The 26,673-nt window shown below is 73.0% G+C and carries 3 protein-coding genes; all 3 read left to right on the top strand.

Annotated features, from left to right (window positions below):
- The 3 genes from OG595_RS34750 to OG595_RS34740 all read left to right on the top strand — a co-directional run bounded on the left by OG595_RS34750 (position 1) and on the right by OG595_RS34740 (position 26,626).
- On the top strand, positions 1 to 20,976 hold the full coding sequence (locus tag OG595_RS34750) for a hypothetical protein (protein WP_329279045.1): 20,976 nt from the start codon (positions 1 to 3) through the stop codon (positions 20,974 to 20,976).
- Between the two features lie 105 nt (positions 20,977 to 21,081).
- Complete coding sequence (locus OG595_RS34745; RefSeq protein ID WP_329279043.1) at positions 21,082 to 22,422, top strand: RICIN domain-containing protein; 1,341 nt, start codon at positions 21,082 to 21,084, stop codon at positions 22,420 to 22,422.
- 328 nt (positions 22,423 to 22,750) lie between these two features.
- On the top strand, positions 22,751 to 26,626 hold the full coding sequence (locus tag OG595_RS34740; protein ID WP_329279040.1) for a Pls/PosA family non-ribosomal peptide synthetase: 3,876 nt from the start codon (positions 22,751 to 22,753) through the stop codon (positions 26,624 to 26,626).
- The last annotated feature ends 47 nt before the right edge of the window (positions 26,627 to 26,673 follow it).

The following is a 26,673-nucleotide window of genomic DNA, read 5'->3' as shown; positions in this document are numbered from 1 at the left end:
ATGAGCATCATGGTCTCGCCCGAGCTCAACAACCTGCTCTTCGTGCTCATCGGCGAGAAGATGCTCCAGGCGGACGAGGACCTCGCGTACGCCAGCCACAAGCCGTACAAACGGCTCGGCAAGAACGTCCGAGGCCTCTCCGACCTGATCGAGGAGTCCGTCAGGGGCGTCGGCACCGCGCTGCCGCCCCAGGTCGGGCAGCAGTACGTGCGGGCCATGCGGCTGTTCGTGGACAACGGCGGTACGAACTATCTGCGGGAGTTCGCCAAGCAGTTGGACGACGTCGGCGACGGCCGGGTCAAGACCTCCATGGACATCATGGAGTCGAAGTGGCAGATCATCGCCGAACTGGTGCGGCTGCTCATCGAGTTGGCGATCATCACGGCGCTGTCCTTCTTCTCCGGCGGTACGTCGGCCAGCCAGATCGCCACGGCCAAGGCCCGCAGCCGTGTCTCGATCCTGGCCACTCTGGACCAACTGCTCAAGCGCACCCATGTGATGCCGAGCCTGTCGGAGGCGTTCGACGAGGCGTTCCAGACGTTCGTGGTCCGGCTCGCGATGATGACGATGGCCCCGGAGGGCCGCCGTCCGGACGGCTTCGACTGGAACCAGATCCTCCAGGACGGTGTCTTCGGCGCCTTCACCGGCATGTTCCACGGGGCGTTCGACTCGATCACCAAGAACCTCGGCAAGAACATCAAGAACTGGCTGGACGGCCCTGGTACCAACCCCTTCACCAAGTCGAACACCAAGAACATCACCGACGACATCACCTCGAAGTTCAATGATCCGCCGAAGTTGTCCCCGGGCGACAGGTTCGGCCGGGGTGTCGGCGACGGCGCGAACGAGTTCGTGGTGGCCGGCGGTGCGGAGGCGGTCGCGGAGATCTTCGTCAACGGGATCTTCAACGGCAAGTGGGAAGGGAGTTGGGAGACCTTCGTCGGCGCGGGCCTCAGCTCCGTGGTCACCTCGGCGCTGTTCTCCGGGGCGTCGTCGCTCGCCGGCAAGTTCGGCTCCAACTTCGACTTCAGCAGTGTGAACGTACTGCCGGTCACCGGGGACGAGGGCACCGGCAGCGGGACGGGCAAGGGCGGCAAGGGGAGCGGCAGCGCCTCCGACTCCGGGAGCGGTGCGACGAGGGGCATCGGGACCGGGGCCGGGACCGGGAACGGGACCGGGAACGGGAGCGACACCGGGTCCGTGGACCTGGGAACGGGTGGTATCGGGGGCGTCGGGGCCCTCGGCGGGGTGGGGACGGTGTCCACCACGTCCTCCGGTGGCGCGGGTACGCCGGCCGCGGGAGGCAGCGGCGCGTCCTCGTCGGGCAACAACTCGGGGAGCAACTCGGCGTCCCCGGGCGGGAGTCGGGGCAACCAGTCCGGCAACGGCACGGACACGGACCAGAAGGACACCGGCCAGGAGGCCGACGGTTCCGCCGACTCCACCACGGAGTCCGCCGAGCCCGGTGCCACGGGCTCCCAGGACACGAACGGCGTCGGGGACCCTGCCGACCGGACCCAGGGCGGCGGGTCGGACACCCCGGCCTCCGGTTCCGTACCGACCACGGGTTCGGCGCACACGGGGAGCGGGGCGCCGGAGCCTGCCCGTACGACGTCGGCCGAGGACGGCACGCAGGAGGGGGCGGAGGACACGGCCGAGGCCGACACCGGCGTCAACACCGTGTCCGGGGCCGACATCAACTCCGTGGCCGGGTCGGGGATCGGGTCCGGGTCGGGGATCGGGTCCGGGTCGGGGATCGGGTCCGGGTCGGGGATCGGGTCCGGGCTGGACTCCGGCACCGCCTCCGGCGCCAGCGCCAGCACCAGCACCGACTCCGATGCCGCCTCCGTCGGGGGGCCCGTCGCGGCCACTCCGGTGCCGACCGCCAGTACCCCGGCCCCTGCCACTGCCTCCAACTCCGCTTCCGGCCCTGCCTCTTCCTCCGCCCACGGCTCGCAGCAGCCTGCCGCGTCGGGGTCCGGACCGCAGCCGTCGCAGCGCGGTGCCGGCCCGGCGGAGTCGGGTGCCGGCACCGACGCGTCGGGCTTCGATGTACGCCGGTCCACCTCCGACGGGGGCGACACCGTCGCCGATGTGACGGTCGAGGTGGAGTTCACCGGTGCCGACACCCTGCCGGAGGCGGACCGGCAGGCGGCGTGGGACCGGATGGCCGCCGGTGTGGAGGGTGTCTTCAACGCCGCTCCGGGCCACCGGCTCCCCAACGGCGACCGGGTCCAGGTCACCGTCGTCCCCGTACCGCCCGGTGGACGCGCGCACCTCAAGGCGGACTCGGAACAGGACCTCGTCCAGCGGATCGGCGACCGCCTGGGCCTCGGCCAGGGCCCGAACCAGGACCAGGACCAGGAGACCGTCCCCGGGCCGGAGTCCGTCCGTACGGTCGGCACACCGGCCGCCGACACCGACGTACCGTCGCGCATCACCACGGAGTCCGGCCCACCGGCCGTCGCCCCGGAGTCGACCACGGACGACGACAACGATGCCCCGTCACGCATCACCACCGAATCCGGCTCACCGGCCGTGGCCCCGGATTCCCAGGTCGGTCAGGGCGCCGACCCGCCGGCCCCCGTCCGGGTCACGGCCACGTCGCAGGCGCCGTACGACGCGCTGACCGGACCGCCTCCGGCCGCGGCCTCGTCCGTGTCGCCGCCCGTGCCGTCGTCGGAGGCGGACGAGGCCGACGGCGACGCCGTGCAGGCGCCGGCCGTGGACAAGGGCAAGGGCCGGACAGCCCCGGCCGATCCCGTGGACGACGACGCTCCGGTGGAGTACCCGGCGGACTCCCCCGACGCGTACCGGCGGGAGCTGGCGGAATACGACGCGGAGCAGGTGCTGGCCGACTACGGTTCGGCGCTGACCGCGCTGAGGCAGGCGGAGGCGGCCTTCGAGGAGGCCGAGTCGCGGCGGGCCTCGGGGGAAAGCACCTCGCACGGCCGTGAGCTGGCCGAGGCGGAGGGACGGCTGCACGACGCACGGTCCTGGGTCACCGATGTGATCAACCAGATGACGGTGCTGGAGGTCGACGCCCCCTCGTCGGAGGTCGACGAGGCGGACCTCATCGAGCGGCCACGGCTGCGCGGCGGGGTCTTCGGCTTCCGTCTCGGCCAGGCCCAGCCGCCGCAGGATCTGCTGGCGAGCCCTGCCGGGCCCTCGCTCGTCTATCCGCCCCGGCGGAACGCCGTGTCCAAGACGTTCCGCTGGATGAAGCCCAGCCGGGCGGAGACCGATCGGCTGACCGCGGTCGCCGGCGCGATGAACGCGACCGGGGCGGTGCCCGGTGTCCGGATGAACGCGGACAGGACCACGTTCAAAACCGACTGGGACCCGGCGACCTTCGCCAATTTGGCAAATGGGACCCGGTACACGCTCGGGTCCGAGATCAGGGACTCCATCAACCAGGAGCACCCGGAACTGCAGCAGCTCACCAACACCGAGTGGTGGAAGAGGGTGGGACAGCTCGACCACCGTACGGCCGGTTTCTGGCGCGGGCAGGAGGCCCGGACGCAGGCCATGGCCGCCGAGATCACCCGGCAGCTGGACAACCGGCCCGCCTCGCTGACGCCGACGGAACTCGGCCAGGTGGACACCGCCCTTCAGGGCGCGACGGGTGCCCTCGGCGGCGCCACAGCTCTGCTGAACACCCACCCGGGTCTGATTCTCGGGGAGCAGCACAGCACCTCGACCAGCTGGCCGTTCCTGATCAACAACATGGCCGCGCTGCGGGCGCAGGGCGTGGGGACGCTCTACGTGGAGGCGCTGCGCGGCGACAGCTTCCAGCGCTCGCTCGACACCTATTTCCAGGCTCCGCCCGGCACGGCGATGCCCGTCGAACTGCGCAGAATGGCCACGCTGTACGACTCCTCGCACCACTCGCAGGCCGGCTTCGGGCTGCTGGACACCCTGGAACACGCCCGTACGCACGGAGTGCGGGTCGTCGCCCTGGACGGCGTCCCCGCCGCCTCGTCGATGACGGGCGACTGGGGGCACCACGAGCGGGCGGTGAAGTTCAACGCGTACGCGGCCCTCACCGTGCAGCGCGACCGGGTCGGCCGCAATGACGGCTACGTCGTCGTGGCCGGCAAGGCGCACTCCGACTGGCACGTCTCGCCCCCGGCCACCACTCACCCCGCGGACGGCCCCGTCCTGCCGCCCCACTACCCCGGTCTCTCCCAGCTGCTGCACCTGCCCTCGGTCGAGCTGAACGCCCAGTCGACCGCCCTGAACCGCATCCTGCCGACCGCAGTGCTCCCGCCCGGCGTCTACGACCCGACCATCGACGACGACAGGCCGTCGACGCCCACGACGACGACGCCCACGACGGCGTCCTCGGGATGGGACGCGGCGCGTGCCGAGGCCACGCCTCTGGCGCGCTCGCACACCTGGGTCGACCCGGTGTCCCGGCCGAGGGGCGCGGACGGCGAGGTCACGCAGTACGTCGTCCGGTCCGGGTTCGACGTACGCCGCTTCACCCACGACGGCCAACCGGTCACCGACCTCACGGTCCAGGTGGAGTTCACCAACACCGACTCCGTACCCGAGGCCGACCGGCAGACGGTCTGGGACCGGATGACGGCCGGCGTCGAACGGGTCTTCAACACCCCCGGACACCGGCTCCCGAACGGCGACCGCGTCCATGTCACCGTCGTACCGGTGGCGCCGGGCGGGCAGGCGCATCTGCGGGTGGAGCTGGCCGGTCCGGACGACGGCCGCGCCATGTCCCATCACGTGTGGCGCACGGACGGCTCGGACCAGGACTTCGTGCACGAGATCGGCCACCAGCTGGGGCTGCGCGACGAGTACCGGGACGCGACGGCGCCCGGTCGCCCGCGGGTCGAGGGCAGTCTCATGGGCGACTACGGGCGTCCCGTACCGGAGTCCGTCCGCACCGAAGCCGCCGCGACCAACGCCGGCCGGCACTACGCCCACGGTGGCCTGCGCCCCCGCCACCTCGCCCTCATCGACGGCCTGATCGGGGACACCGACACCCCTCCGTACGTTCCCGCCGCGCCGGGCCCGGTTCCGGGCGCCGACCCGCTCGCGCCCACGCGGACGGCGTCGAGCGTCCCGGAACACACGCTGTGGCACCGGCTGCTGGACGCACCCGCCGACGAGCGGCCCGCGCTGCTCTCCGAGATCGGCGACACGCGCGGCGGGCCCGCCCCGACCGCCGAAGAGGCGGCCCTCCGGGGGCGGGTGCGGGACGGGCTCAGGAGCCTGCCAGGGGTGACGGTGGCCGTGGAGGACGCGGCCAACTTCGGGCACCAGGCCGCCGCCACGATGATGATCGAGTCGCTCGGTGAGCTGGGCTACGAGGGCCGGATCACCGTCATCGCGCCGCAGAACGTACAGGAGCGGCTCAAGAAGCTGCTGTCCCGCTCGGCGAGCGACCAGGTCGACTGGGTGACCGACTCCTTCGACCCGGCCGTCGCCCACAACGCCACCAGCCGGCCCCGCGACGGCCACCTGGTGCTGGTCGCGGCCAACGACGCGCTGGTGGGCAACAGCGAACTCGCCGCCCAGTTCCTGCACTTCACCGGCTCTGACCAGGCGGTGGTGCTCCGGCCGTACGCCTGGGCGGGCGGCCACCGCTACCTCTACACCCGTGCCGACGCGGACGCGGACGCCACGGTCACGGACCTCGAAGACGGGGCCGGTATCTCGCCGAGCGCCCTGTACCGGTTCGAGGTCGCGCCGGTGACCGGTACGGCGCTGGCCGAACTGATCACGGCCGCGGAGCTCTCGCCGGACCGGGAAGCGGGCCTGACGGCCCTGGTGCGCGCCGTCGGGGACGACAGCATGGAGCTGATGCCCGCGTACGGGCTGCACAACCTGGACGTCTCGGAGCGGGCCTCGGCTCTCGCCGCGCTGGCGGAGGGCGTCCACGGAGCGGGACTCGACAAACCCGCCGTCGTCCTTGCCCTGGGCAACGCGACGGTGGACTACGCGCCGAGGTACAGCGCTCCGTGGTTCACCCAGATCGAGCTGGGAAGCCCGGAGTTGCCGGGGCGCATCGCCGCGGCGCAGCCCGGCGAGGTGATCGTCGTCGAGGCGGGGACCCTGTCCCAGGACCTTTTCCGGCAGCTGTACCAGATGGGCTCGCTGCCCGCCGTCGTGGAGGGCGCCAACACCACCAACACGCTTCAGCTGCAAGGGCGTCCGTACTTCTCGGTGCGCACCAACAACACCCCGTACGACCCCGTGGCCGGAACAACGGAGGACAACGCGGCGGTCACCTCGTTGCAGGCGGTGACAGCGGCGATCGTGGCCGGGAGCCAGTGGGGAAGGGAGTTCGGCAGCCTTCCCGCGTCGGAGGGGGTCAGGCAGACGGAGACGGCGCTGAGCGTGCTGGCCGACCTTCCCGTGGACACCGAGGCCCAGGGTGACGACGAGGTGCTGCTGATCGGGTTCAACGATCTGCAGCGGCTGGAGGACGTCTTCGGTCTCCAGTCGATCGAGACCGTGGCGGGCGTCATGCAACCGAACGCCGAAACGCTCGCGTCGATCGAGGAGATGCTGGGTCCCACTCCCCTCGGAATGCGCAAAGAGCTGTGGCTGATGGAGCTGTCGGAGCGCTGGCTCCCCATCACCCCCGCCCAGCGGGACGAGTTCCGCACGCTGGTGGAGGAGCGCAGGAAGCAGTATCTCCAGGAGCTCCAGGGGCAGTCAGCCGAGCTCTCGGTCGCCCCGGCACAGGCGGATGCGGAAGTGATCTCGGCGGCGGTGGCCGACTCCGCCCGGGCCGACTCCCGACTCGGCGGATACTTCGGCCGGTTGGCGGACCAGGCTCGCCATCCGGCCAACGACCAGGTCCTCCAGGCGTTGGGCCGGGTGTTCCCGGGCGCGGCGGGTGCCGACGCCTCCGGCAGCAGCACCCTGGCGGACTCCTCCACGCCGCCGGCCGTCAGGACGTCGTCCACGAACCCGGCCCCGGCCACCGCTGCCCCGGCCACGAACGACCAGCCCGGGGCGAGCACTTCGGCCACGGCCCGGCCCCCCGCGCCGACCTCCGCCGAAGACGGAAGCGGAGACGGAGGCGGAGATCAGGACGGACACGGGGACGGAGAGGTGGTCGGAGACGGAGACGACGAATCCGAGTTCGGGAACCTCGGGGATCTCGGGGACTTCGAGGACTTCGATCCCATGTCCCTCTGGAGCAGTTCCGGCCCGGGTGACACCGTCACAGATCAACCCGCCGCCGAACCGCCCACGCCCGACCAGCCCACACCTGAACAGACCGCCACCGAACTGCCCGCCACCGCACAGGAGATCGCCGCCGCCGACGCCCGCGCCGCCCTGGCGCAGGCCCAGGACGACATCACGCGGCTCAACGCCGACATCACCCGCCTGAACGCCCAGGCCGCCGAGCACACCGCGCGCATCCTCACCCTCGGCCGGCGCATCCCCGAGGCGGAGAGCAACGTACGCCGCACCCGGTCGGTCGTCGCCGGGATCGACCGGGTCCGCTCGGCCCGCCAGGGCCAGGCCGCTCCGGCGGCCCCCGCCCAGGAGCGCCCGGACCAGGCCCGGGCGAGAGAGGCCGGCCAGTCCCTCGCCGACCTGCGCACCGAGAGGTCCACGCGCCAGGCCGCGCTCCAGACCGTCCGGAACGATCTCGCCCTCGCGCAGGCGTCCCTCCAGGCGGCGGAGACAAGCCTCCCCGGGCTGCGCGACGCGGACCGGGACGCCCAACAGGCCATCACCCAGTCCCGCGCCACCACCGCGGCACCCGCACCCTCCGCCGTCGCGGTCGGCGCCGATCCCCTCGCCCCGGCCACCGCGGCAGCCGAGGCGGCACTGCGCCGGCGGGTGCGGGACGGTCTCGCGGAGCTGCCCGGGGTGACCGTGGTCGTGGACATCGCGGCGAACTTCGGGCACCAGGCGGCGGCCACGATGATGATCGACTCCCTCACCGAGCTGGGGTACGAGGGCCGCGTCACCGTGATCGCGCCGGACAACGTGCGGGAGCGGCTCGATCTGCTGCTCTCCGCGCCGATGCGTGCGCGCGTCGACTGGGTGTCGGACTCCTTCGACCCCAGCACCGCCTACAACGGCGACAGCCGGGAGCGAGCCGGCCATCTGCTGCTGGTCGCCGCCAACGACGCGCTGGTCGACGACGAGGAACTGGCCGCGAACTTCCTGAACTTCGCCGGCGCGGACCGGGCGGTCGTGCTGCGGCCGTACGCGTGGAACGGCGGCCACCGCTATCTCTACACCCGCAGCGGCCCGGACGCGGACACCCGAATCACCGACCTCCAGGACACGAACGGCATCCCGGACAACGCCCTGTACCGGTTCCCGGTACCGCGAGTGACCGGTGCCGACCTGGACGACATGATCACCCGGCAGTCCTCCACCCCGGAACGCGCGGCGGGCCTGCGCGCCGTGGTGGCCGAAGTCGCCCAGGGAACGGAGTTGATGCCCGCGTACGGTCTGCACAACCTCCATCCGGCGGAGCGTGCCTCGGCGCCGGCGGCCCTCGCGGAGGGCGTGCACAGGGCACGACTCGCCAGGCCGGCCGTGGTCCTGGCCCTGGGCAACGCCACCGTCGACTTCGCGCCCCGCCATGACGCACCGTGGCTCAGCCAGTTGGCGCTGGACGATCCCGAACTGCCGCGCGTGCTCGCGGCGGCGGGGCCGGGCGACGTCGTGATCGTCGAGGCCGGGAACCTGTCCCAGGACCTGTTCCGGCAGGTGTACCAGTTGGGCTCGCTGCCCGCCGTCGTGGAGGGCGCCAACACCACCAACACGCTTCAGCTGCAAGGGCGTCCGTACTTCTCGGTGCGCACCAACAACACCCCGTACGACCCCGTGGCCGGAACAGCGGAGGACAACGCGGCGGTCGACGAGTTGGAGGCGGTCACCGCCGCGATCGTCACCAGGAGCGCGTGGGGGGAGGCTCTTGAGGATCTCCCGTCGTGGGAGGCGGCGGGCAGGGCGGAGACCGCGATCAGCGTGCTCAGGGCCCTGCCGCCGGACACCGAGTCCGAGGACTTCGTGCTGTGGATGGGGCCCGACGAGGCGGAGCGTCTGCGCAAGGCGTTCGGCGGGCAGGCGGCGGACATCGTCGAGGGCGTTCTGGGGCCGGATCACGCGGATCTGGGCCATGCCCGGGAACTGCTGGAGCCGGACCGGCCGGGGGAACCCGCGCACCGGCGGATGGTCCGGCTGGAGAGCCACGAGGTCCATCTCACCCCGGCCCAGCGGGACGCGCTGGTCGCCGTGGCGGAGGAGATCCACGGGCGGCATCTGACGGAGCTGCGGGAGGAGTCCGCCGAGTACTCGGTGGCACCGGACGAGGAGCAGGTGGCGCGCATCGCCTCGGCGGTCACCGACGCGGGCCGCGCGGACTCGCGACTCGGCGGCTATTTCGGCAGGTTGACCGAGCAGGCACACCGCGCGGACCACGACCAGGTGCTCCAGGCCCTGGGCACGCTCTTCCCGCCACCGACGGCCCAGGGCGCCGACCCGCTCGCGCCCGCGGCCGACACGGCACGTCCCGACCTGCCGGTGACGCCCGTACCGGCGGCACCCCCCGGCTGGCACGCCGCCCGCGACGCGGCCGTCCCCGAGCAGCGGTCGCACACCTGGGTCGACCCGGTGTCCCGGCCCAGGGGCGCGGACGGCGAGGTCACGCAGTACGTCGTCCGGTCCGGGTTCGACGTACGCCGCTTCACCCACGACGGCCAACCGGTCACCGACCTCACGGTCCAGGTGGAGTTCACCAACACCGACTCCGTGCCCGAGGCCGACCGGCAGGCCGTCTGGGACCGGATGGCCGCCGGAGTGGAGCACGTGTTCAACGCGCCCGGGTACCGGCTGGCCGGTGGGGAGCGGCTTCATGTCACCGTCGTTCCGGGGAAGCCCGGCGGGCGGACACATCTGACCGTGGACCTGGCCGATCCGGCGGGCGGACGGCCCACCTCGCACCACGTGTGGCGCACGGACGGTACGGCCTTCGACTTCGCCCATGAGATCGGCCACCAACTCGGCCTGCGCGACGAGTCCCGGGACGCCACCGCACCCCAACGCCCGCAGGTCGAGGGCAGCTTGATGGGCGTGTACGACCTTCCCGTGCCCGACCTCGGCGGCGAGCCGGAGCCCGGCTACGCGCAGGGCGGGCTGCGGCCCCGCCATCTGGCCCTGCTCACCGCGATGGCCGGCGACCCCGACCCCGCCCCCGCGTCGACCCCGACCGCCGCCCCGGCCACCCCCGTTGACGGTGCCGACCCCCTGGCCCCGGTCTCGGAGGCGGTGCTGCGCCGACGTGTGCGCACCGGGCTGGGGAATCTTCCCGGGGTGACCCTGGTCGTGGACGACGCGGCCAACTTCGGTCATCAGGCCGCAGCCACGATGCTGGCCGACTCGATCGGCGAGCTGGGCTACGAGGGCCGGATCACCGTCATCGCCCCGGAGAACGTGCAGGCGCGTCTCGGCCTGTTGCTCTCCCGGTCGATGCGTGAACGCGTCGACTGGGTGACGGACAGCTTCGACCCGACCGTCTCCTACAACGCCACCAGCCGGCCCCGCCAAGGGCATCTGGTGCTGGTCGCGGCCAACGACGCACTGGTCGACGACGCCGGACTCGCCGCGAAGTTCCTGCACTTCACCGGTTCCGACCAGGCGGTCGTGCTCAAGCCGTACGCGTGGACCGGCGGCCACCGCTATCTCTACACCCGCAGCGGCCCGGACGCGGACACCCAGGTCACCGACCTCCAGGACACGAACGGCATCCCGGACAACGCCCTGTACCGGTTCCCGGTACCGCGGGTGACCGGTGCCGACCTGGACGACATGATCACCCGGCAGTCCTCCACCCCGGAACGCGCGGCGGGCCTGCGCGCCGTGGCAGAGGCGGTCGGCGAGGACCGTACGGAGCTGATGCCGGCGTACGGTCTGCACAACCTCCATCCGGCGGAGCGGGCCTCGGCGCTGGGCGCCCTGGCGGAGGGCATCCACGGCGCCCGACTCGGCAAGCCCGCCGTCCTGTTGGCGCTGGGCGACGCGACGGTCGACTTCGCGCCCCGCCACCGGGCCGCGTGGCTCACCCAGTTGAGGCTGGACGATCCCGAACTGCCCCGCCGAATCGCGGAGGCCGGGCCGGGCGAGGTCATCGTCGTCGAGGCCGGGAGCCTGACCCAGGACCTGTTCCGGCAGGTGTACCGCATGGGCTCGCTGCCCGCCGTGATGGAGGGCGCGAACACCAGCAACACGCTTCAGGTGCAGGGGCGTCCGTACTTCTCGGTGCGGACCAACACCACTCCGTACGATCCGCTGGGCAGCACCCCGGACGACGTGGCGGCCGTCAGGACCCTGCAGGGGGTCACCGCCGCGATCGTCGCCAGGAGCGAATGGGGCATGGCCTTCGAGTCCCTTCCGGCGCGGCTGCGGGCGGGGCGGGCGGAGACCGCCCGCAGTGTGCTGGGCGCGCTGGGTTCGGAGACCGTGGACGGCGAAGTGACGCTGTACCTGGGATACGACGAGCTGGTCCGCCTCAGGGACACCCTGGGCGCGGAGACCCGCGCCGTCATCCTCAATGTCCTGGGCGCGGGCCACGATGCCATGGCCACGATCGACACCATGCTCGGTCCGCCGCCCCCGGGGAAGCCCGACTACAAGTGGGCGATGGAGTTGCAGGAGACGTGGGCCGAGCTGACCCCGGCCGACCGGGACGGACTGCTGGCCGTGGTGGCACAGGCCCACGAACGGCATCTGGCGGACCTCAGGACGGAGTCCGCCTCGCTGTCGGTGGCCCCGCCTCCGGATCAGGCGGCGGTCATCGCCGGGGCGATCGCCGACCTGAGCCGGACCGACTCGCAACTCGGCGCGTACTTCGGCAGGTTGAACGAGCAGGCGCTGCGTCCGGAGAGCGACCAGGTTCTCCAGGCACTCGGCCGGGTCTTCGCCGCGCAGACGCCCGAGGGCGCCGATCCGCTCGCGCCGGCGGGTGCCGGGGACACCGCCGGGACGCCCGACGCCGTTCCGCCGGCTCCTCCGGGGTGGGAGGCGGCCCGTGCCGGGGCCACCGCCGTGAGACGCGCGCACACCTGGGTCGACCCGGTGTCCCGGCCCAGGGGCGCGGACGGCGAGGTCACGCAGTACGTCGTCCGGTCCGGGTTCGACGTACGCCGCTTCACCCACGACGGCGAACCGGTCACCGACCTCACGGTCCAGGTGGAGTTCACCAACACCGACTCCGTACCCGAGGCCGACCGGCAGGCCGTCTGGGACCGGATGGCGGCCGGCGTCGAACGGGTCTTCAACACCCCCGGACACCGGCTCCCGAACGGCGACCGCATGCATGTGACGGTCGTCCAGGTACCCCCGGGCGGACAGGCCCATCTGAAGGTGAACCTCGCCCCGCCGACCTCCGGTGCCCGAACCTCCCACCACACCTGGCGACTTGACGGAGCGGGTCAGGACTTCGCCCACGAGATCGGCCACCAACTCGGCCTGCGCGACGAGTCCCGGGACGCCACCGCACCCCAACGCCCGCAGGTCGAGGGCAGCTTGATGGGCGACTACGGGTTCCCCGTACCGGAGTCCGTCCGTACCGAGGCCGCCGCGACCGGCACCGAGGAGCACTACACGCAGGGCGGGCTGCGCCCCCGGCACCTCGCCCTCATCGACGCCCTGATCGGCGACGCCACCCCGGCGCCCCACACCGACACCGACGCCGACGCAGCCCTCGGCGCCGACCCGCCTGCCCCCGCACCCCCCTCGCCGTTCGTGCGCGACTACGGCAGCCGGCGCGACGGCAACGTCGGCCTCGTGCAGGTCGAACCACTGCCCGCACGGGTGGTGGACGGGGTGCACCAACAGGTCCTGCGCGCCCTGGGGTTCGTCGCTCCGGTCGCCGACGACCACCCGGTGCGCGCCCAGTTGAGGGAGCGCCTCGGGGCCGAGCAGCTGGTGCTCGCGCTGCCCTATCTGCGCAGCAGCCTGGGCCATCGCGTCACGGTCACCGTGGACGGCCGGGAGCGGACCGTGGACGTACGGCTCGCCCTGAGCGAGCCGGTGGCGTCGCCGCGTTACGGCACCCATGACGTCACCGACCCCGACGTACGGGTGGAGCGGCGCGGGGTCGGCGCGCAGGAGACGGGGGACTCGGAGTCCTCGGGCAACTACCGTACGGTTCCGGTGCCCTGGTCGGTGTCGCTGCCGATCGCCGCGGCCGGGGCGCTGCGGGGCTGGGAGTTCAGCCCCTCGGTGTCCCTGACGCACAATCAGCTGTCGCAGTCCACGTCGATCACCCAGGTCGTGCAGACCACCACCGCCCAGCGCAGCAACGAGCTGTCGACGGCGTTCGAGTTCGCGTCGGACTGGGAGGTCCGGGTCGACACGCCCCGGATGATGCCCCAGGGGGGCTGGGGCATGGCGGAGGCCCATGGGCCGGTCACCATCTGGTTCCCGCAGCACCTGGCCGTGGCCGACACCTCCGGGACGCCGTTGCCGCAGGCCGCCGCGCTGGACGACCTGCCGGTGTGGGGAGTGGACACGGTCGCGGAGCCGCACCTGCTGCTGGAGTCCGTACTGAGCGCCTTCCACGCCGACCTGGCGACGCTGAGCCCTTCCTCCGCCCAGGAGTTGGAGGCGTTCCTGTCCGAGCCCGTGCTGCGCGGGACGCTGCCCATGCAGCGGTCGGGGGGCATCTTCTCGCCGGTGCTCCTGGACTCGCGGGGCCGCGCGATCGGTATGTTCAAGGTGACCACGGTGGTCACGCCGGGAACGCCCACGCACAAGAGCCTGGACACGAAGATCAACCTGGAGAGCCATCTCACCCAGACGGTGAAGGTGGACGGCCAGGCCAAGATCACCAACGCCGTCGGGGTCGACTTCGGCACCGGCCCGTCCCTCACCGGGGACCACGCCCTGAACCACCCCGACGCCTCGGGCCGGATCGCCGGTTCGGTCACCGGGAAGGTCGGTGTGCGCTGGCAGACCAGCGACAGCCTCGGCAGCGGTGGCTCCGCCACCGTCATGCACGCCCTGCGCAGCAACCGGAGCCACCTCCTGACGCCCGCCACCGTCCGGCACACGGTCACCCTCGTCCGGCCGGGCGGCGGCACGACCCCCCGCACGTTCGCGGACTGGCGGGACGGCATGCACCTGCGGCTGCTCAACCAGGAGTCCGCCAAGGGGCACCCGCCCGATGCCGAGGAACGGCGCGCGCTGCCCGCCGAGCTGGAGAACCTCGAAAGCGTCGGCATCACCGCCGCCGCCCTGACCGTGGAGGGCCCGGAGCAGCTCTTCGCGCACGCCGAGGTGTGGCTGCGCGCCAACGGCTTCCTGCCGCCGGCCACGGACGCCCCCGTCCGCAACCTGGTGGTGCCCGACGAGGCTCTGGTGCAGGCCCAGTTGAACAATCTGCGGCGCTTCGAGCAGGCCCGCTCCGAGATCGGGCTGCGGGCCGCGACGGACTCCATGGTCGACGGCGGCGCTCCCCTGTGGCTGGAGCAGCCGACCATGACGGGCACGCGCCGGATCAAGCTGAACCTCACCGCCGTCCGTGACACCGCCGCGGGCGCCACTCGGCACACCCTGGTCCTCCCCGACATCCAGCATGTCTCCCTGGCCTCCTTCAGCACGGGCGGCACCGAGCAGAAGGCGTCGGGCTACGGCTGGTCGCTGGGTATCGGCGGCGGCCCCTCGGGGCCGGTGGGCCCGTACTCCACGGGCTCGGGCACCCTGGGCGGCGCCGCCGACCACACGTACGGCAGGCAGACCGGCCACGCGGCCACCGTCGGCGCCGGTCTGGGGCACGACCAGCTCTTCATCGGTTCCGGGCAGGGCAGCGAGGTCTTCGCCATACCGGCGCGGTTCGCGCTGGACCTGTACGAAGGTCCGGGCGCCGATCCCGCGGTCCGCTTCGCCGAGCACACCGTGGCCACCCCGTTCACACCACCCGGCGAGGACTCGCCGCCGCCCGGACCGCTACCGCGCTCGGTGAGCGGCACCCTCACCCTCGCGGTGCCCCACCACCGCACCCTGGAGCCGACCGACACGCCCGCCGCGCCCGCCCCGGTGACCGCCCCCCGCGCGCCGGAGACCGACGATCACACACGGCTGGCCATGACCGACACCGAAGGCAGCCCGCAGGCGGGGGTCACCAAGCTGCCGGACGACGCGATCGTGGACGTCTTCCGCGGTTCGGGTCTCCTCCAGGAGGCGCTGCGGCAGATCGCCGACGGTACGTACCCCGGCCATCCGGAGGCCGACCGGCTGGGCGCCCTGGCAGCCGCCGTCGGGGCGTTCAGCCCCCAGCTGCTGACGGGCGCGGCCCAGGCGGTGGCGTCCTCCCTGGCGGGGCAGAGCGCCGGCGATCCGACCACGGTGGCCGCCGAGGTGCAGCAGGCCGCGCTGGCGCCGGGCAGTCTCGTCGCCCGCGCCCACCAGATATTCAAGGGCGAGTACGTCGTCGAGGGCATCACCCTGCCCGGGCTGGGCTCCGACCAGGAGTACTCGCTGGAGATCCGGGGTGTGCTGTCCAACGCGCGGCACATGCACAGCGTCAAGCAGTACCTGGAGACCGGTGTCTCCGCCACCGACTCCGCCTCCCAGCTGAAGTCGGTCAGCCAATCCCACCAGACCGGGGTCGCCGTCACCGGGACCAGAACCCCGAAGACGAAGCCGGCCGCTCCGGCCGTCCAGGGCTCCGGGACGCCTGCCACCTCGACCACCCCGGCCCCGGCGCCGACTCCGCCCCCGGTCTTCGGGCCGTCGGCGAAGTACTCGTACTCCCGCAAGACCGAGGAATCCGGCACGATCAGCTCCAGCACCGCCGTCAGCCGGACCTCCACCGAGAGCGGTATGCAGCACCGGATCGGTGCCGACGCGACGATCCTGATCACCGTCCGGCGCGGTACCCGCAATGTGGTCGGCAACACGATCGGCCTCGGCAGCGCGCCCCCCGTCACGGTCGCCGTGGACCTGCCGCAGGCCGTGCAGTTCCTCATGACGGACGGTCAACTCAGCCGGTACGAGGAGTGGTTCAGCAAGATCGACGGGCTCACTCCCCCGGAGCCCGCGCGGAAGGAGCTGCCACTGCCCCAGCGGTTCACCCGCACCGGGGAGCCCGGGCTCGCCTCGGTGCTGTCCGTCACGCAGTTGGGGGTGCCGGGGCCGGCCCCGGCGACCGACGACCCGCCCGCCGAGGACGCCTCCGACGCACCGGCCGACGAGGAGTCCCCCGAAGCCCCGGCCGACGAGGACACCGCCGAAGCTCCGGCGGACGACGCGACCGCCGAGCGCCGGGACCGGCTGCGGGTCGAACTGACCGCGCTGGTCGAGGCGGAGGCGCCCGGCGTCACCCAGCCCGGCCACTCCGCCTATCTGCCCGGAGTGGCCGCCCGGATCGCCGACTACACCTCCACGGCCGGTCTGCTCGCCCTGCCGGGACGCGGCCCGCACGGCACCCAGCGCTTCCACTTCCGTCATCTCGCGCTGGGCGGCGCCCGTCTGGTGGAGGTCACCCTGTCCGCCCGGCCGCGCGGCGACGTCAACGAGCTGCGCAGCGTGCGCGGCCGGAACGCCGGGCCGGGTACGGGACTTGAGCAGTACCACGGGCACACCCCGGCCGGTGTCACCACCGCTACGACCACCACCAGGCAGCACGCTCTCACCGTCAACCCGACGACGCGATATCCGCGCCCGGCGCAGGACACCCGTACCGACCGGGGAGGTCCGGCGCTGAGTGTCGGCAGCACCCAGAACCGGGGCACCAAGGCCGTGTCCACGGCGGAGGACCGGTTCTGGCTCCGCACGGACAGCGCCGCCGACTTCGACCTCGACTACGACTTCACGGCCTCCGTCCGTTCCGAACTCGTCGCGGACTGGCCGCCCAACCTGCTGGGCGGCGCGCTCCAGGCCGGCGTCCTCGCCTGGTACGACGACACGGACGCGGCCACCGCCGCCGACGCCGAGAACTGGATCAGCCGCACCCTGAGCGCCCGCCCGTACCGCACGGCTACCGTGCCGGCCTCCGTCACCCTGCGCTTCACCGGCAGTGAGGCGGCCCATGCCGAGGAGGTGGAGGGGCCGCTGACGGCGGGGGTCACCGAGACGGAGCCCGTGATGCGGGGCGCCCGTTTCGTACCGATGAGCCTCGCGCCGGTGTTCGACTTCAACGCCTGGACCGAGCTGACCACCGCCCTGAACACCGTCGCCCCGACGCAGAACCGCGGCTGGCGGTCCCTGGAGACGTCGACGTCCGCCGGGAACACCGCCGTCCGGCTCGGTGAACTCATCCAGGCAGGTCACATCGGCCTCGACCATCCACGAACCACCGGGGGTCTCACGGAGAGCATGCCGGGCGCGTACCCCGGTGAGTCCGCCCCCGACACCCCGCCCACGCTGTCCGTCAGCCTGCACAACCCGCGCCGGGTCACCCAGGGCGCGGACGTCACGCTCGACCGGGTGCGGGTCACCTCGGTCGGCAGCGGCTCGTCGCGGAGCGGCGGACCCACGGGCGGCATCAGCTTCCAGGGCACCTACAGCACCGACGACCCCGACCGGTCCCTCGGCGGCGCCACCGTCCCCGTCCTGGTCCGCCAGCCCCAGGTGACGGGCAGCGCGGCGGGCGGCAGCGGCGGCGGACGCGAATGGCTGAAGATCGGCAGCACCAGCGCCCCGAGCGACGGTACGCGTGGCACGCGGACGTACGAGGCACTGGTCGACACCCATCTGACCGTCCAGGGCCCGAGGGGCGTCCGGCACGTCACCGGTACCTCCACCGTGCGTATCGGGGAGCGGGACGCCCTCGGTCACGGGATCACTCCGCCGCGTACCCGGCCGCAGGTGTACGACCTGCCCGCGATGGTTCGGGCGGCGGCGGACGACGAGGCCCGGGGCCAGGGCCAACAGGACGATGCGGCGGCGGCCCCACCGGTCGTCGCGGCGCCCGAACTGCGGGACTGGACACGGCATCCGCTGCGGACCCTGCCCGGTCTGCTGGCCAAGCGGATCGACACCGCCGACCCGGCGGCACAACTGTGGCTCGCCATCGGCGACACCGGTACCGACACGGGCCGACAGCGGCTCGGGCGGGCCCTGTTCGCCGCGTCCCGCGCCGCCGCGATCGCCGGCAAACCCGTCGAACTCGTCGTACGCACCGACGACGGCACCCTCACCCTCTGGAACTTCGGTCCGGACGGTGCCCCTTCGGGACTCGGCAACGCGGGTACGAGCGCCTGGGCACGGTTCGACGCCCGGGCCACCGCGCTGACCACCGCGGCTGCGGAGGAACTGAGCGCACGCCAGACGGAGTTCGACCTCCGGCAGGCCGAGAAGGAGCACCAGAACGTAGTAGTGGCCAGGACAGAGGAGGAGGCCCGCCTCGCCGCCGAGGCGCTGAAGTCCGCGCAGGCCACGTCCAAGACCGCCGACCAGGCCGTCACCACGGCACGGGAGGCCCGGGAGAGCGCCGAGCGGGAGATCGGGCGCCTTCAGGCGGAGGTCGACCACCTGGCCGCTCGGGCCGCCGAGGAGTCGGCGCGGAGCGACAAGCTCGACACGGACATCGACACCGCGCGACGGCTGGTGCGGGAGGCGGACGCGGTCGTCGCCACCATCGACCGCAACCATCCGTCCGACGGCGACGGGGAGCGCCCCGACCAGGCGCGGGCCCGCGAGGCCCTGAAGGCACTCGACGCTTTGCTGACGTCCCGGAACGAACTGCTGACACTCCTGGACAGGATCAACACCGACCTGCGGACGGCGAAACAGGCCGCCGAGACCCAGCGGCGAGCCCTGCCCGGGCTGGGGACCACGGAGTCGAAGGCCGGTCAGGACGCCGAGGTAGCCCGCGCCGCCGAGACCGGGGCCGCCGAACGCAGCCGCGCGGCTGTGGAGGCCCGCGAGAAGGCCCTCCGGCACGCCGAGGACCTCGCCGCCCGGATCACGGCAGCCAACGACGCCCAGCGAACCCATGCCGGCACCCAGACGGGCGCGGAACAGGACCTCCCCGCCCTGGCCACGCAGGTGGCCACCGCCCGCACCGGCCTCCCGGTCGACGTCCCGACGGGCTCCCTGTCCTCGACCCCGCCCCGCTGGCCCGACCCCGCGGCCCAGGCCACCCCGGCCCGCGGCCTGCCCCCGACCCCGCCCACGACGACAACGACGGACGGGACCACTCCTCCGGTACTGCCGCCCGCACTCGGGACCGAGGACTCCCCTCTCGCTCCACAGCCGCCCGCCGCGTCCGACGACGACGGCACCACGCCGCCCGTGCCATCCCTGGGCCACGACAAGGACACGTCGGCGCCTGTCCCGTCATCGGGCGACAAGGACACGTCGGCGGTCGCCTCTCCGACCGGCGACAACGAGAGCACCTCCCCCGAGGCACCGACGCCCGAATCCGCCCCCGTCCTGCCGCCGCCTCCCGGCAACGGCAAGGCCACCACCCCGCTCAAGCCTCCGCCGGCTTCCCCCGAGGCGCCGACCAGGTCCACCCCGGTCCCGCCGGGCAAGGCCACGACCGGCACCCCCAAGTCCGGCATGGGCGCCTCCTCGAAGGCCAGGTCCGCCGGGCCCCGGCCCGCGCGCGGGCGGGCGGTGCCGTCGCGGGGGAACGGCGAGTGTCTGCTGTACTCGGTGCTCGCGGCCGATCCGGCGCACATCCGCAACCGGCTCACCGGTGTCGCGCGGCAGGACCCCGCCACGTACGAGTGGCTCGGTTCGCCCGCGACCGTCCGGAAGGACCTGCGCGCCGTCGCGTCGCTGAGCAGATCCCGGCAGACGAGGTTGCGGGCCGAGGCGGCGATCCGGCAGATGCGGGGGCTCGTCTCGACGTATCTCGAGGAGGGTACGGCGACCGGGAGTCTGAGCTACGAGGTGATCGGACAGTTCCGCCGGAGCCGCGTCCGGACCTTCGTCGGCGGGCTGGCGACGACGGACCGGCAGGGGCTCGACGCCCTGGTGCGCGACTACGGCGTCAATGAGGTGACGGTCCCCCAGACCTTCACCGACGGCGAACTCCGCGGCCTCTACCGGGCAGTGCTGGACGAACAGTACGAGTCGGGCAGCGGGCTGCCCTCGGAGCTGGCCGACGCCGCCGACGCCGCGCCCACGGACATGCTCGCCTACCTCCGGGAGCACGACCGGCTGCCGAGCGTCGCGGAGCTGACCGACGTCCAGCTGCGCGCCCTGCTCGCCGGCGTCTACGCGGACACCACCGTTCAGTTCACCAGCGAGGAACTGGCCGAGGTGATGGACGCCGTGGACAACTGGGAGGCCCGCTGGGAGGCCGTGGGCGGCGAGGTGTTCCTGCCCCTGGTCGCCCACGCGCTCGGAGTCACGGTCGACGTGGTCCGGCGGGTGCCGGGACGCGAGCGGGGCTCGGTGGCGAGCACCGTCGGCCCGGCGAACGCGACCAGGGCCATCGAGGTCTACTACAACGGCCGTACGCACTTCGACGCCAGTGATGCGGCACCCGTCGAGATCGGCCCCCCGAACCGCGTGCCCCCGGACGGCTCCTTCGCGGCCTCGCTGCTCAACTCGCTGCCGGTGGACGGGCCGTCGGCGCTGGCCGCCGTGGACAGCACCGCAGGGCTGCACGACTGGGCGAGTGCGCGGTTGGCGGAGCTGGGGCCGGACGGCGCCCCGCCCGGAGTCATGCCGCCGCGCGGCGAGTTCGCCCTGTCGCTCTCCGAAGTGCGCGCCCTGGGCATCGAGTTGACGCAGGCCATGGAGGCGCAGGCCGTCCTGACCGTCGGCGAGCTGACCGTGTCCGACCTGTCGCCGACCGCCGGACAACAGCTCCAACTGCTCCTGAACCACCCGGAGTCGGGGGATTACGTCGCTACGGTCGCCTCGTTGGTGGCTCATGCCCTCGGCCGGGATATCGTGATCGTCGGCCCGGCCGCAACCGAACACCGGTACGGCTCCAGCCCCGGCGAGCCGATCCGTGTCACGTTCGACCGCGTGGGGAACCCCGCGCCCGTTCAGCAGCTGCCGGAGGTCTGAGATGGCCTGTGCGGCTGCGCAGAAATCCCCGTACCCGGTGCCACCGCACCCGGTGTCCCAGCACCCCGTGGGCACCCCCCACCGCCACTCCGCCAGGAGGACGTCATGACCGCCGCACAGAACGCCCCCCGAGGGCAGTCCGCAGCCGCCGAGCCGGACACCGGTGCCACCACACCCGCACCGGAGCCGACCACGACGGCGACGGCAGGGACGGCGCCCGCCCCCACGGCCGTCGCCTCACCGGCGGTCGCGGCACCGGGGTCGGCCCGCGCCCCGGAGTCCGCCCCCGACCCGGAGTCGGCACCGGACCCCGAGTCCCTGCCGGAGACCGCGTCCCTGCCCGACCCGGAGTCCCTCCCCGATCCCGAATCCCTCCCGGAGACCGCGTCCCTCCCGGACCCTGCGTCCGAACCGGGGACCTCCGCAGCCGCCTCCGCCACCGCCGGAGCGGAGGGCGAGGGCGAGACCCCCTCCGGCGCCGACGCCGCGGGCGCCACCGTGCCCGACGTGGTCACCGTCGGTGACGGCTCCGACGGCGGCACCGCCGCCACCGCGCAGGACGGCCACCCCGGCCGCCCGTCCAAGGCCATCCTGGCCGCCGCGGCGATCGCGGGCGCGCTCCTGGTGTCGGTGCCGTTCCTGGTCAGCACCCGTGGCGACGACGGCAGCCCGGCCCGCACCACCTCCGCGGGCGGCACTGCGGACACCGTGCTGGGCGATGCCCTGGACGGGGCGGCCCCGGGTTCCTTCGAGTCGGCCGACCCGAAGCCGAACAAGGCGACGCCCTCCACCAAGGCCTCTCAGAGCCCCTCGACCACGGGCAAGGGCGCGGCGGGCGGCGCGGCGCCGGGCGCCGGAGCGGCGGTCGGCGACACCGGCACCACCGGGAGCAAGGGCAGCGGCGCGGCCTCCGGCAGCGGCTCCAGCACCTCGAAGGGTTCCTCCGGTACGAAGAGCAGCGGTTCGAGCTCCGGCACCAAGACCACGACCAGCGGCAGCGGTTCGAGCAGCGGCGGCAGCACCAGCACCAGCACCAGCACCAAGCCGACCCCGGCCGTCGTCCCCGGCGCGATCATCTTCAGCCACGCCTCCGGCAAGTGCATCGACGTCGTCGGCGACAAGGGCAAGGACGGTGCCCCGCTGGAGATCTGGTCGTGCAACGGCAAGGCCCAGCAGAAGTGGACGTTCCACTCCGACGGCACCGTGCGCGCCTTCGGCCTGTGCATGGACGTCGCCTGGGGTTCCACCGCGGACGGCGCGGTCATCCAGCTGGCCAAGTGCAGCGGCAACCCGGCCCAGAAGTTCATCCTGGCCCAGCCCAACGACCTGGTGAATCCCCAGGCCAACAAGTGCGTGGACGTGAAGGACCAGAAGACCGGCAACGGCACCCGGCTCCAGCTGTGGACGTGCAACGGCCAGGACAACCAGAAGTGGACCGCCCGCTGACCCTCGACCGACCCGTCAGGCGTTGACCGCGAGCGATCCATCAGGCGTTTTCGCTCTGCGTGGGCGGCTTTTCGCTCTGTGTGGGCGAAATCTCGTCCGTGCCGGTGGCCGAAGAAGATCACCAGGTCAGGGCGTCGGCCGCGGCCCCGGCGCCCTCGGACACCGCCCCCGTACGGCCCTCTGCCATGGCAGGCGTACTGGCGCGAGCCTAGGCTCGTACTAAAATTTCCGGCTTGTTACGGAACGGAGCTGGAGCCGGACAACCCCAGGCATACCTGCGGGCCCCGCCAGCGACCCGGAGGTTTCCGGGAACGAGACGCGAGGACTGATGGCAGCCACACACGAGAGCAGTGCTCTCGGTCTGCTCGAAGAAGAGATCCGCGAGCGGTTCGGCGACAAGGCACGTTTCTCCGCGGGGCCCGCCGCCTCGCCGCGCACCCTGGTCGACATTTTCGACGCCACCGTACGTTCGTACCCGAACGAGCCCGCCCTCGACGACGGCACCGTCTCGCTCACCTACCGGGCGCTGGCCATGGAGGTCGAGAGCGTACGGCGCCGTCTGAGCGCCGCCGGTGTCGGGCTCGGGGACCGCGTCGGGGTCCGGGTGCCGTCCGGCACCAACGAGCTGTACATCGCCGTCCTGGCCGTCCTCGCCGCCGGTGCCGCCTACGTCCCCGTGGACGCCGAGGACCCGGACGAGCGGGCCGAGCTGGTGTTCGGGGAGGCGGACGTACGGGCCGTCGTCGGCGCCGGGTGCGAGATCACCGTTCCCGGGACCCGCGGTGAGCTGCCCTCACGGCGGCCCGGGGTCGAGCACGACGCCTGGATCATCTTCACCTCCGGCTCCACCGGGAAGCCCAAGGGCGTCGCCGTCAGCCATCGCAGCGCCGCCGCCTTCGTGGACGCCGAGGCCGCGCTGTTCCTCACCGACGATCCCGTGGGGCCCGGCGACCGGGTCATGGCGGGCCTCTCCGTGGCCTTCGACGCCTCCTGCGAGGAGATGTGGCTGGCCTGGCGCTACGGGGCCTGTCTGGTGCCCGTACCGCGTTCCCAGGTGCGCAGCGGGGCCGATCTGGGGCCCTGGCTGGTCGAGCAGGAGATCTCCGTGGTCTCCACCGTGCCGACGCTGGCCGCGCTGTGGGAGCCCGAGACCCTCAACGACGTACGGCTGCTGATCTTCGGCGGGGAGGCCTGCCCGCCCGAGCTGGTGCAGCGGCTGGTGACGGAGGGGCGCGAGGTGTGGAACACCTACGGGCCCACCGAGGCCACCGTCGTCGCCTGTGCCTCCCTGATGACCGGGGAGGAGCCCATCCGCATCGGGCTGCCCCTCAACGGCTGGGAGCTCGCCGTGGTCGACGAGGCCGGGGAGCCCGTCGCCATGGGCGCCAGCGGCCAGCTGGTGATCGGCGGTGTGGGACTCGCGCGGTATCTCGACGCCGAGAAGGACGCCGAGAAGTACGCGCCGCTCGACTCCCTCGGGTGGGAGCGGGCCTACCGCAGCGGTGACCTCGTCAAGGCCGAGCCCGAGGGCCTGATCTTCCTCGGACGGGCCGACGAGCAGATCAAGCTCGGCGGGCGCCGTATCGAGCTGGGTGAGGTCGACTCGGCGCTCCAGGCTCTGCCCGGTGTCGCCGGTGCGGCAGCCGCCGTACGGACCGCCCGCAGCGGCAACCAGCTGCTGGTCGGCTATGTCGTGACGCAGGAGGGCTGGGACCAGGCCGCCGCCGTGGAGCGACTGCGCGCCGAGCTGCCCGCCGCCCTGGTGCCGATGCTCGCGCCGGTCGCCGAGCTGCCGACGCGCACGTCCGGCAAGGTCGACCGCAACGCCCTGCCGTGGCCGCTGGAGGGGCTGGAGACCGGTCCCGCCGCCGTGCTGTACGGCACCGAGGCGTGGGTGGCCGAGCAGTGGAGCGAGGTCCTGGGCATCCCCGTGGGCAGCGCGGACGACGACTTCTTCGCGATCGGCGGCAGCAGTCTCGGCGCCGCCCAGCTGACCACGCGACTGCGGACGCGCTATCCGAGCGCCGCCGTCCTCGACATCTACCAGCAGCCCGTGCTGCGCAAGCTCGCCCGGCATCTGGAGGAGTCCGCGCAGGACGACACCGGCGGACGGGTCATCGCGCCGGTTCCGCTGCGCGCCAAGGCCGTTCAGCTGCTGCTGCTGGTCCCCCTGTTCACGCTCCTCGGGCTCCGGTGGGCGGTCGCGCTCGCCGCCGCCGGGAACGTACTGCACTGGTTCGGCGCCTATCCGTGGGCGCCCGCCACGTCGTGGTGGGCGGTGGCGGCCGGGGCCGCCGTGTTCTTCTCCCCGCCCGGGCGGCTCGCCCTCGCGGCCGGTGGGGCGCGGCTGCTGCTGCGCGGCGTGAAGCCGGGCCGGTATCCGCGCGGTGGCAGTGTGCACCTTCGCCTCTGGACCGCCGAGCGGCTCGCCGAGTTCAGCGGGGCGACCTCGCTGACCGGGGGGTGGCTGGAGCGGTACGCGCGTGCGCTGGGCGCCAAGGTCGGCACGGACGTCGACCTGCACTCGCTGCCGCCGGTCACCGGCATGCTCAAGCTGGGGCGTGGGGCGGCCGTCGAGTCCGAGGTGGACCTGTCGGGCCACTGGCTGGACGGGGACCGGCTGGAGATCGGTCAGGTCAAGGTGGGTGCCGGCGCTGTCGTCGGGACGCGCAGCCTGCTCTTCCCGGGCGCGCGGGTCGGCAAGCGGGCCGAGGTGGCGCCGGGTTCGGCGGTCGCCGGGACGGTGCCGACCGGGCAGCGGTGGGCCGGCGCGCCGGCCCACAAGCTCGGCAAGGCCAAGCGGAACTGGCCCAAGGAGCGTCCGCAGCGCGGGCGGACCTGGCGGACGATGTACGGCGTCGCCGGGTTCGCGCTGAGCGCGCTGCCGCTGCTGGCGGGTGCCGTCGCGCTGCTGGTCGCCGGCCTCTTCGTCGACCCGGACGCCGGGCTCGGGACCGCCCTGCGGGGCATCGCGCTCGCGCTGGTGCCGGCCACCCTGGCGTTCGGTCTCGCGTACGCGCTGATGCTGCTGGTCGCCGTACGGCTGCTGAGTCTGGGTCTGCGCGAGGGCACGCATCCCACGCACAGCCGGATCGGCTGGCAGGCCTGGACCGTCACGCAGCTCATGGACCGCTCCCGCGAGACCCTGTTCCCGCTGTACGCCGGGCTGATCACCCCGGTGTGGCTGCGGCTGCTCGGGATGCGGATCGGGCGCGGCGCCGAGGTGTCCACCGTGCTGGCGCTGCCGAGCCTGACGACCGTCGGCGAGGGCGCCTTCCTGGCCGACGACACCCTGACCGCGCCGTACGAGCTCGGCGGCGGCTGGCTGCGGATCGGGCGGGCCGAGATCGGGCGGCGGGCCTTCCTGGGCAACTCCGGGATGACCGCGCCGGGCCGGTCGGTACCCGACGGCGGGCTGGTCGGTGTCCTCTCGGCCACCCCGAAGAAGGCCAAGAAGGGCAGCTCGTACCTGGGCCTGCCGCCGATGAAGCTGCCCCGCTCGGCGAGCGGCGGCGACCAGAGCCGTACGTACGACCCGCCCGCGCGGCTGCTGTGGGCGCGGGCGCTGGTGGAGCTGTTCCGGATCGTGCCGGTGTTCTGCTCGGCGGGGCTGGCCGTGCTGACGGTCGCCGCGTTCAGTGTGCTCGGTGGATGGTTCTGGCTGGCCGGCGGCCTGGTGCTGCTCGCTGTCGGGGCCCTCGCCTGCGTCCTGTCCGTCGTCGCCAAGTGGGCGCTCGTGGGGCGTCACCACGCCGGTGAGCATCCGCTGTGGAGCGGGTTCGTGTGGCGCAACGAGCTGGCGGACACCTTCGTCGAGGTCGTCGCCGTGCCCTGGCTGGTGGGCTCCGTGCCGGGTACGCCGGTGATGTCGGCGTGGCTGCGGGGGCTCGGCGCGCACATCGGGAAGGGGGTCTGGGTGGAGAGCTACTGGCTGCCCGAGACCGACCTGGTGACCCTGGGGGACGCGGCCACCGTGAACCGGGGATGCGTGCTCCAGACACACCTCTTCCACGACCGGATCTTGCGGACGGATACTGTGGTCCTCCGTGAGGGCGCGACGCTGGGTCCTGGCGGGATCGTCCTGCCCGGTTCCACGGTCGGGGCCCGGTCCACTCTGGGTCCCGCGTCGCTGGTCATGGCGGCGGAGTCCGTTCCCGACGACTCCCGCTGGCTGGGCAACCCGATCGAGTCATGGCGTTCCTGAAAGCGGTGCGCGCGGCTCGTTCGGGTACCGGAGCGGGGGTGGGTTCA

This window comes from Streptomyces sp. NBC_01451 (assembly GCF_036227485.1).
Classification (GTDB): Bacteria; Actinomycetota; Actinomycetes; order Streptomycetales; family Streptomycetaceae; genus Streptomyces.
The sequence above is the reverse complement of the archived record's forward strand: the minus strand, read 5'-3'. Positions and strand labels throughout refer to the sequence as shown.

Excerpts from the sequence above, each read along its gene's own strand:
- OG595_RS34750 (WP_329279045.1), top strand. The coding sequence starts at position 1 with ATGAGCATCATGGTCTCGCCCGAGCTCAACAACCTGCTCTTCGTGCTC.
- OG595_RS34745 (WP_329279043.1), top strand. The coding sequence starts at position 21,082 with ATGACCGCCGCACAGAACGCCCCCCGAGGGCAGTCCGCAGCCGCCGAG.
- OG595_RS34740 (WP_329279040.1), top strand. The coding sequence starts at position 22,751 with ATGGCAGCCACACACGAGAGCAGTGCTCTCGGTCTGCTCGAAGAAGAG.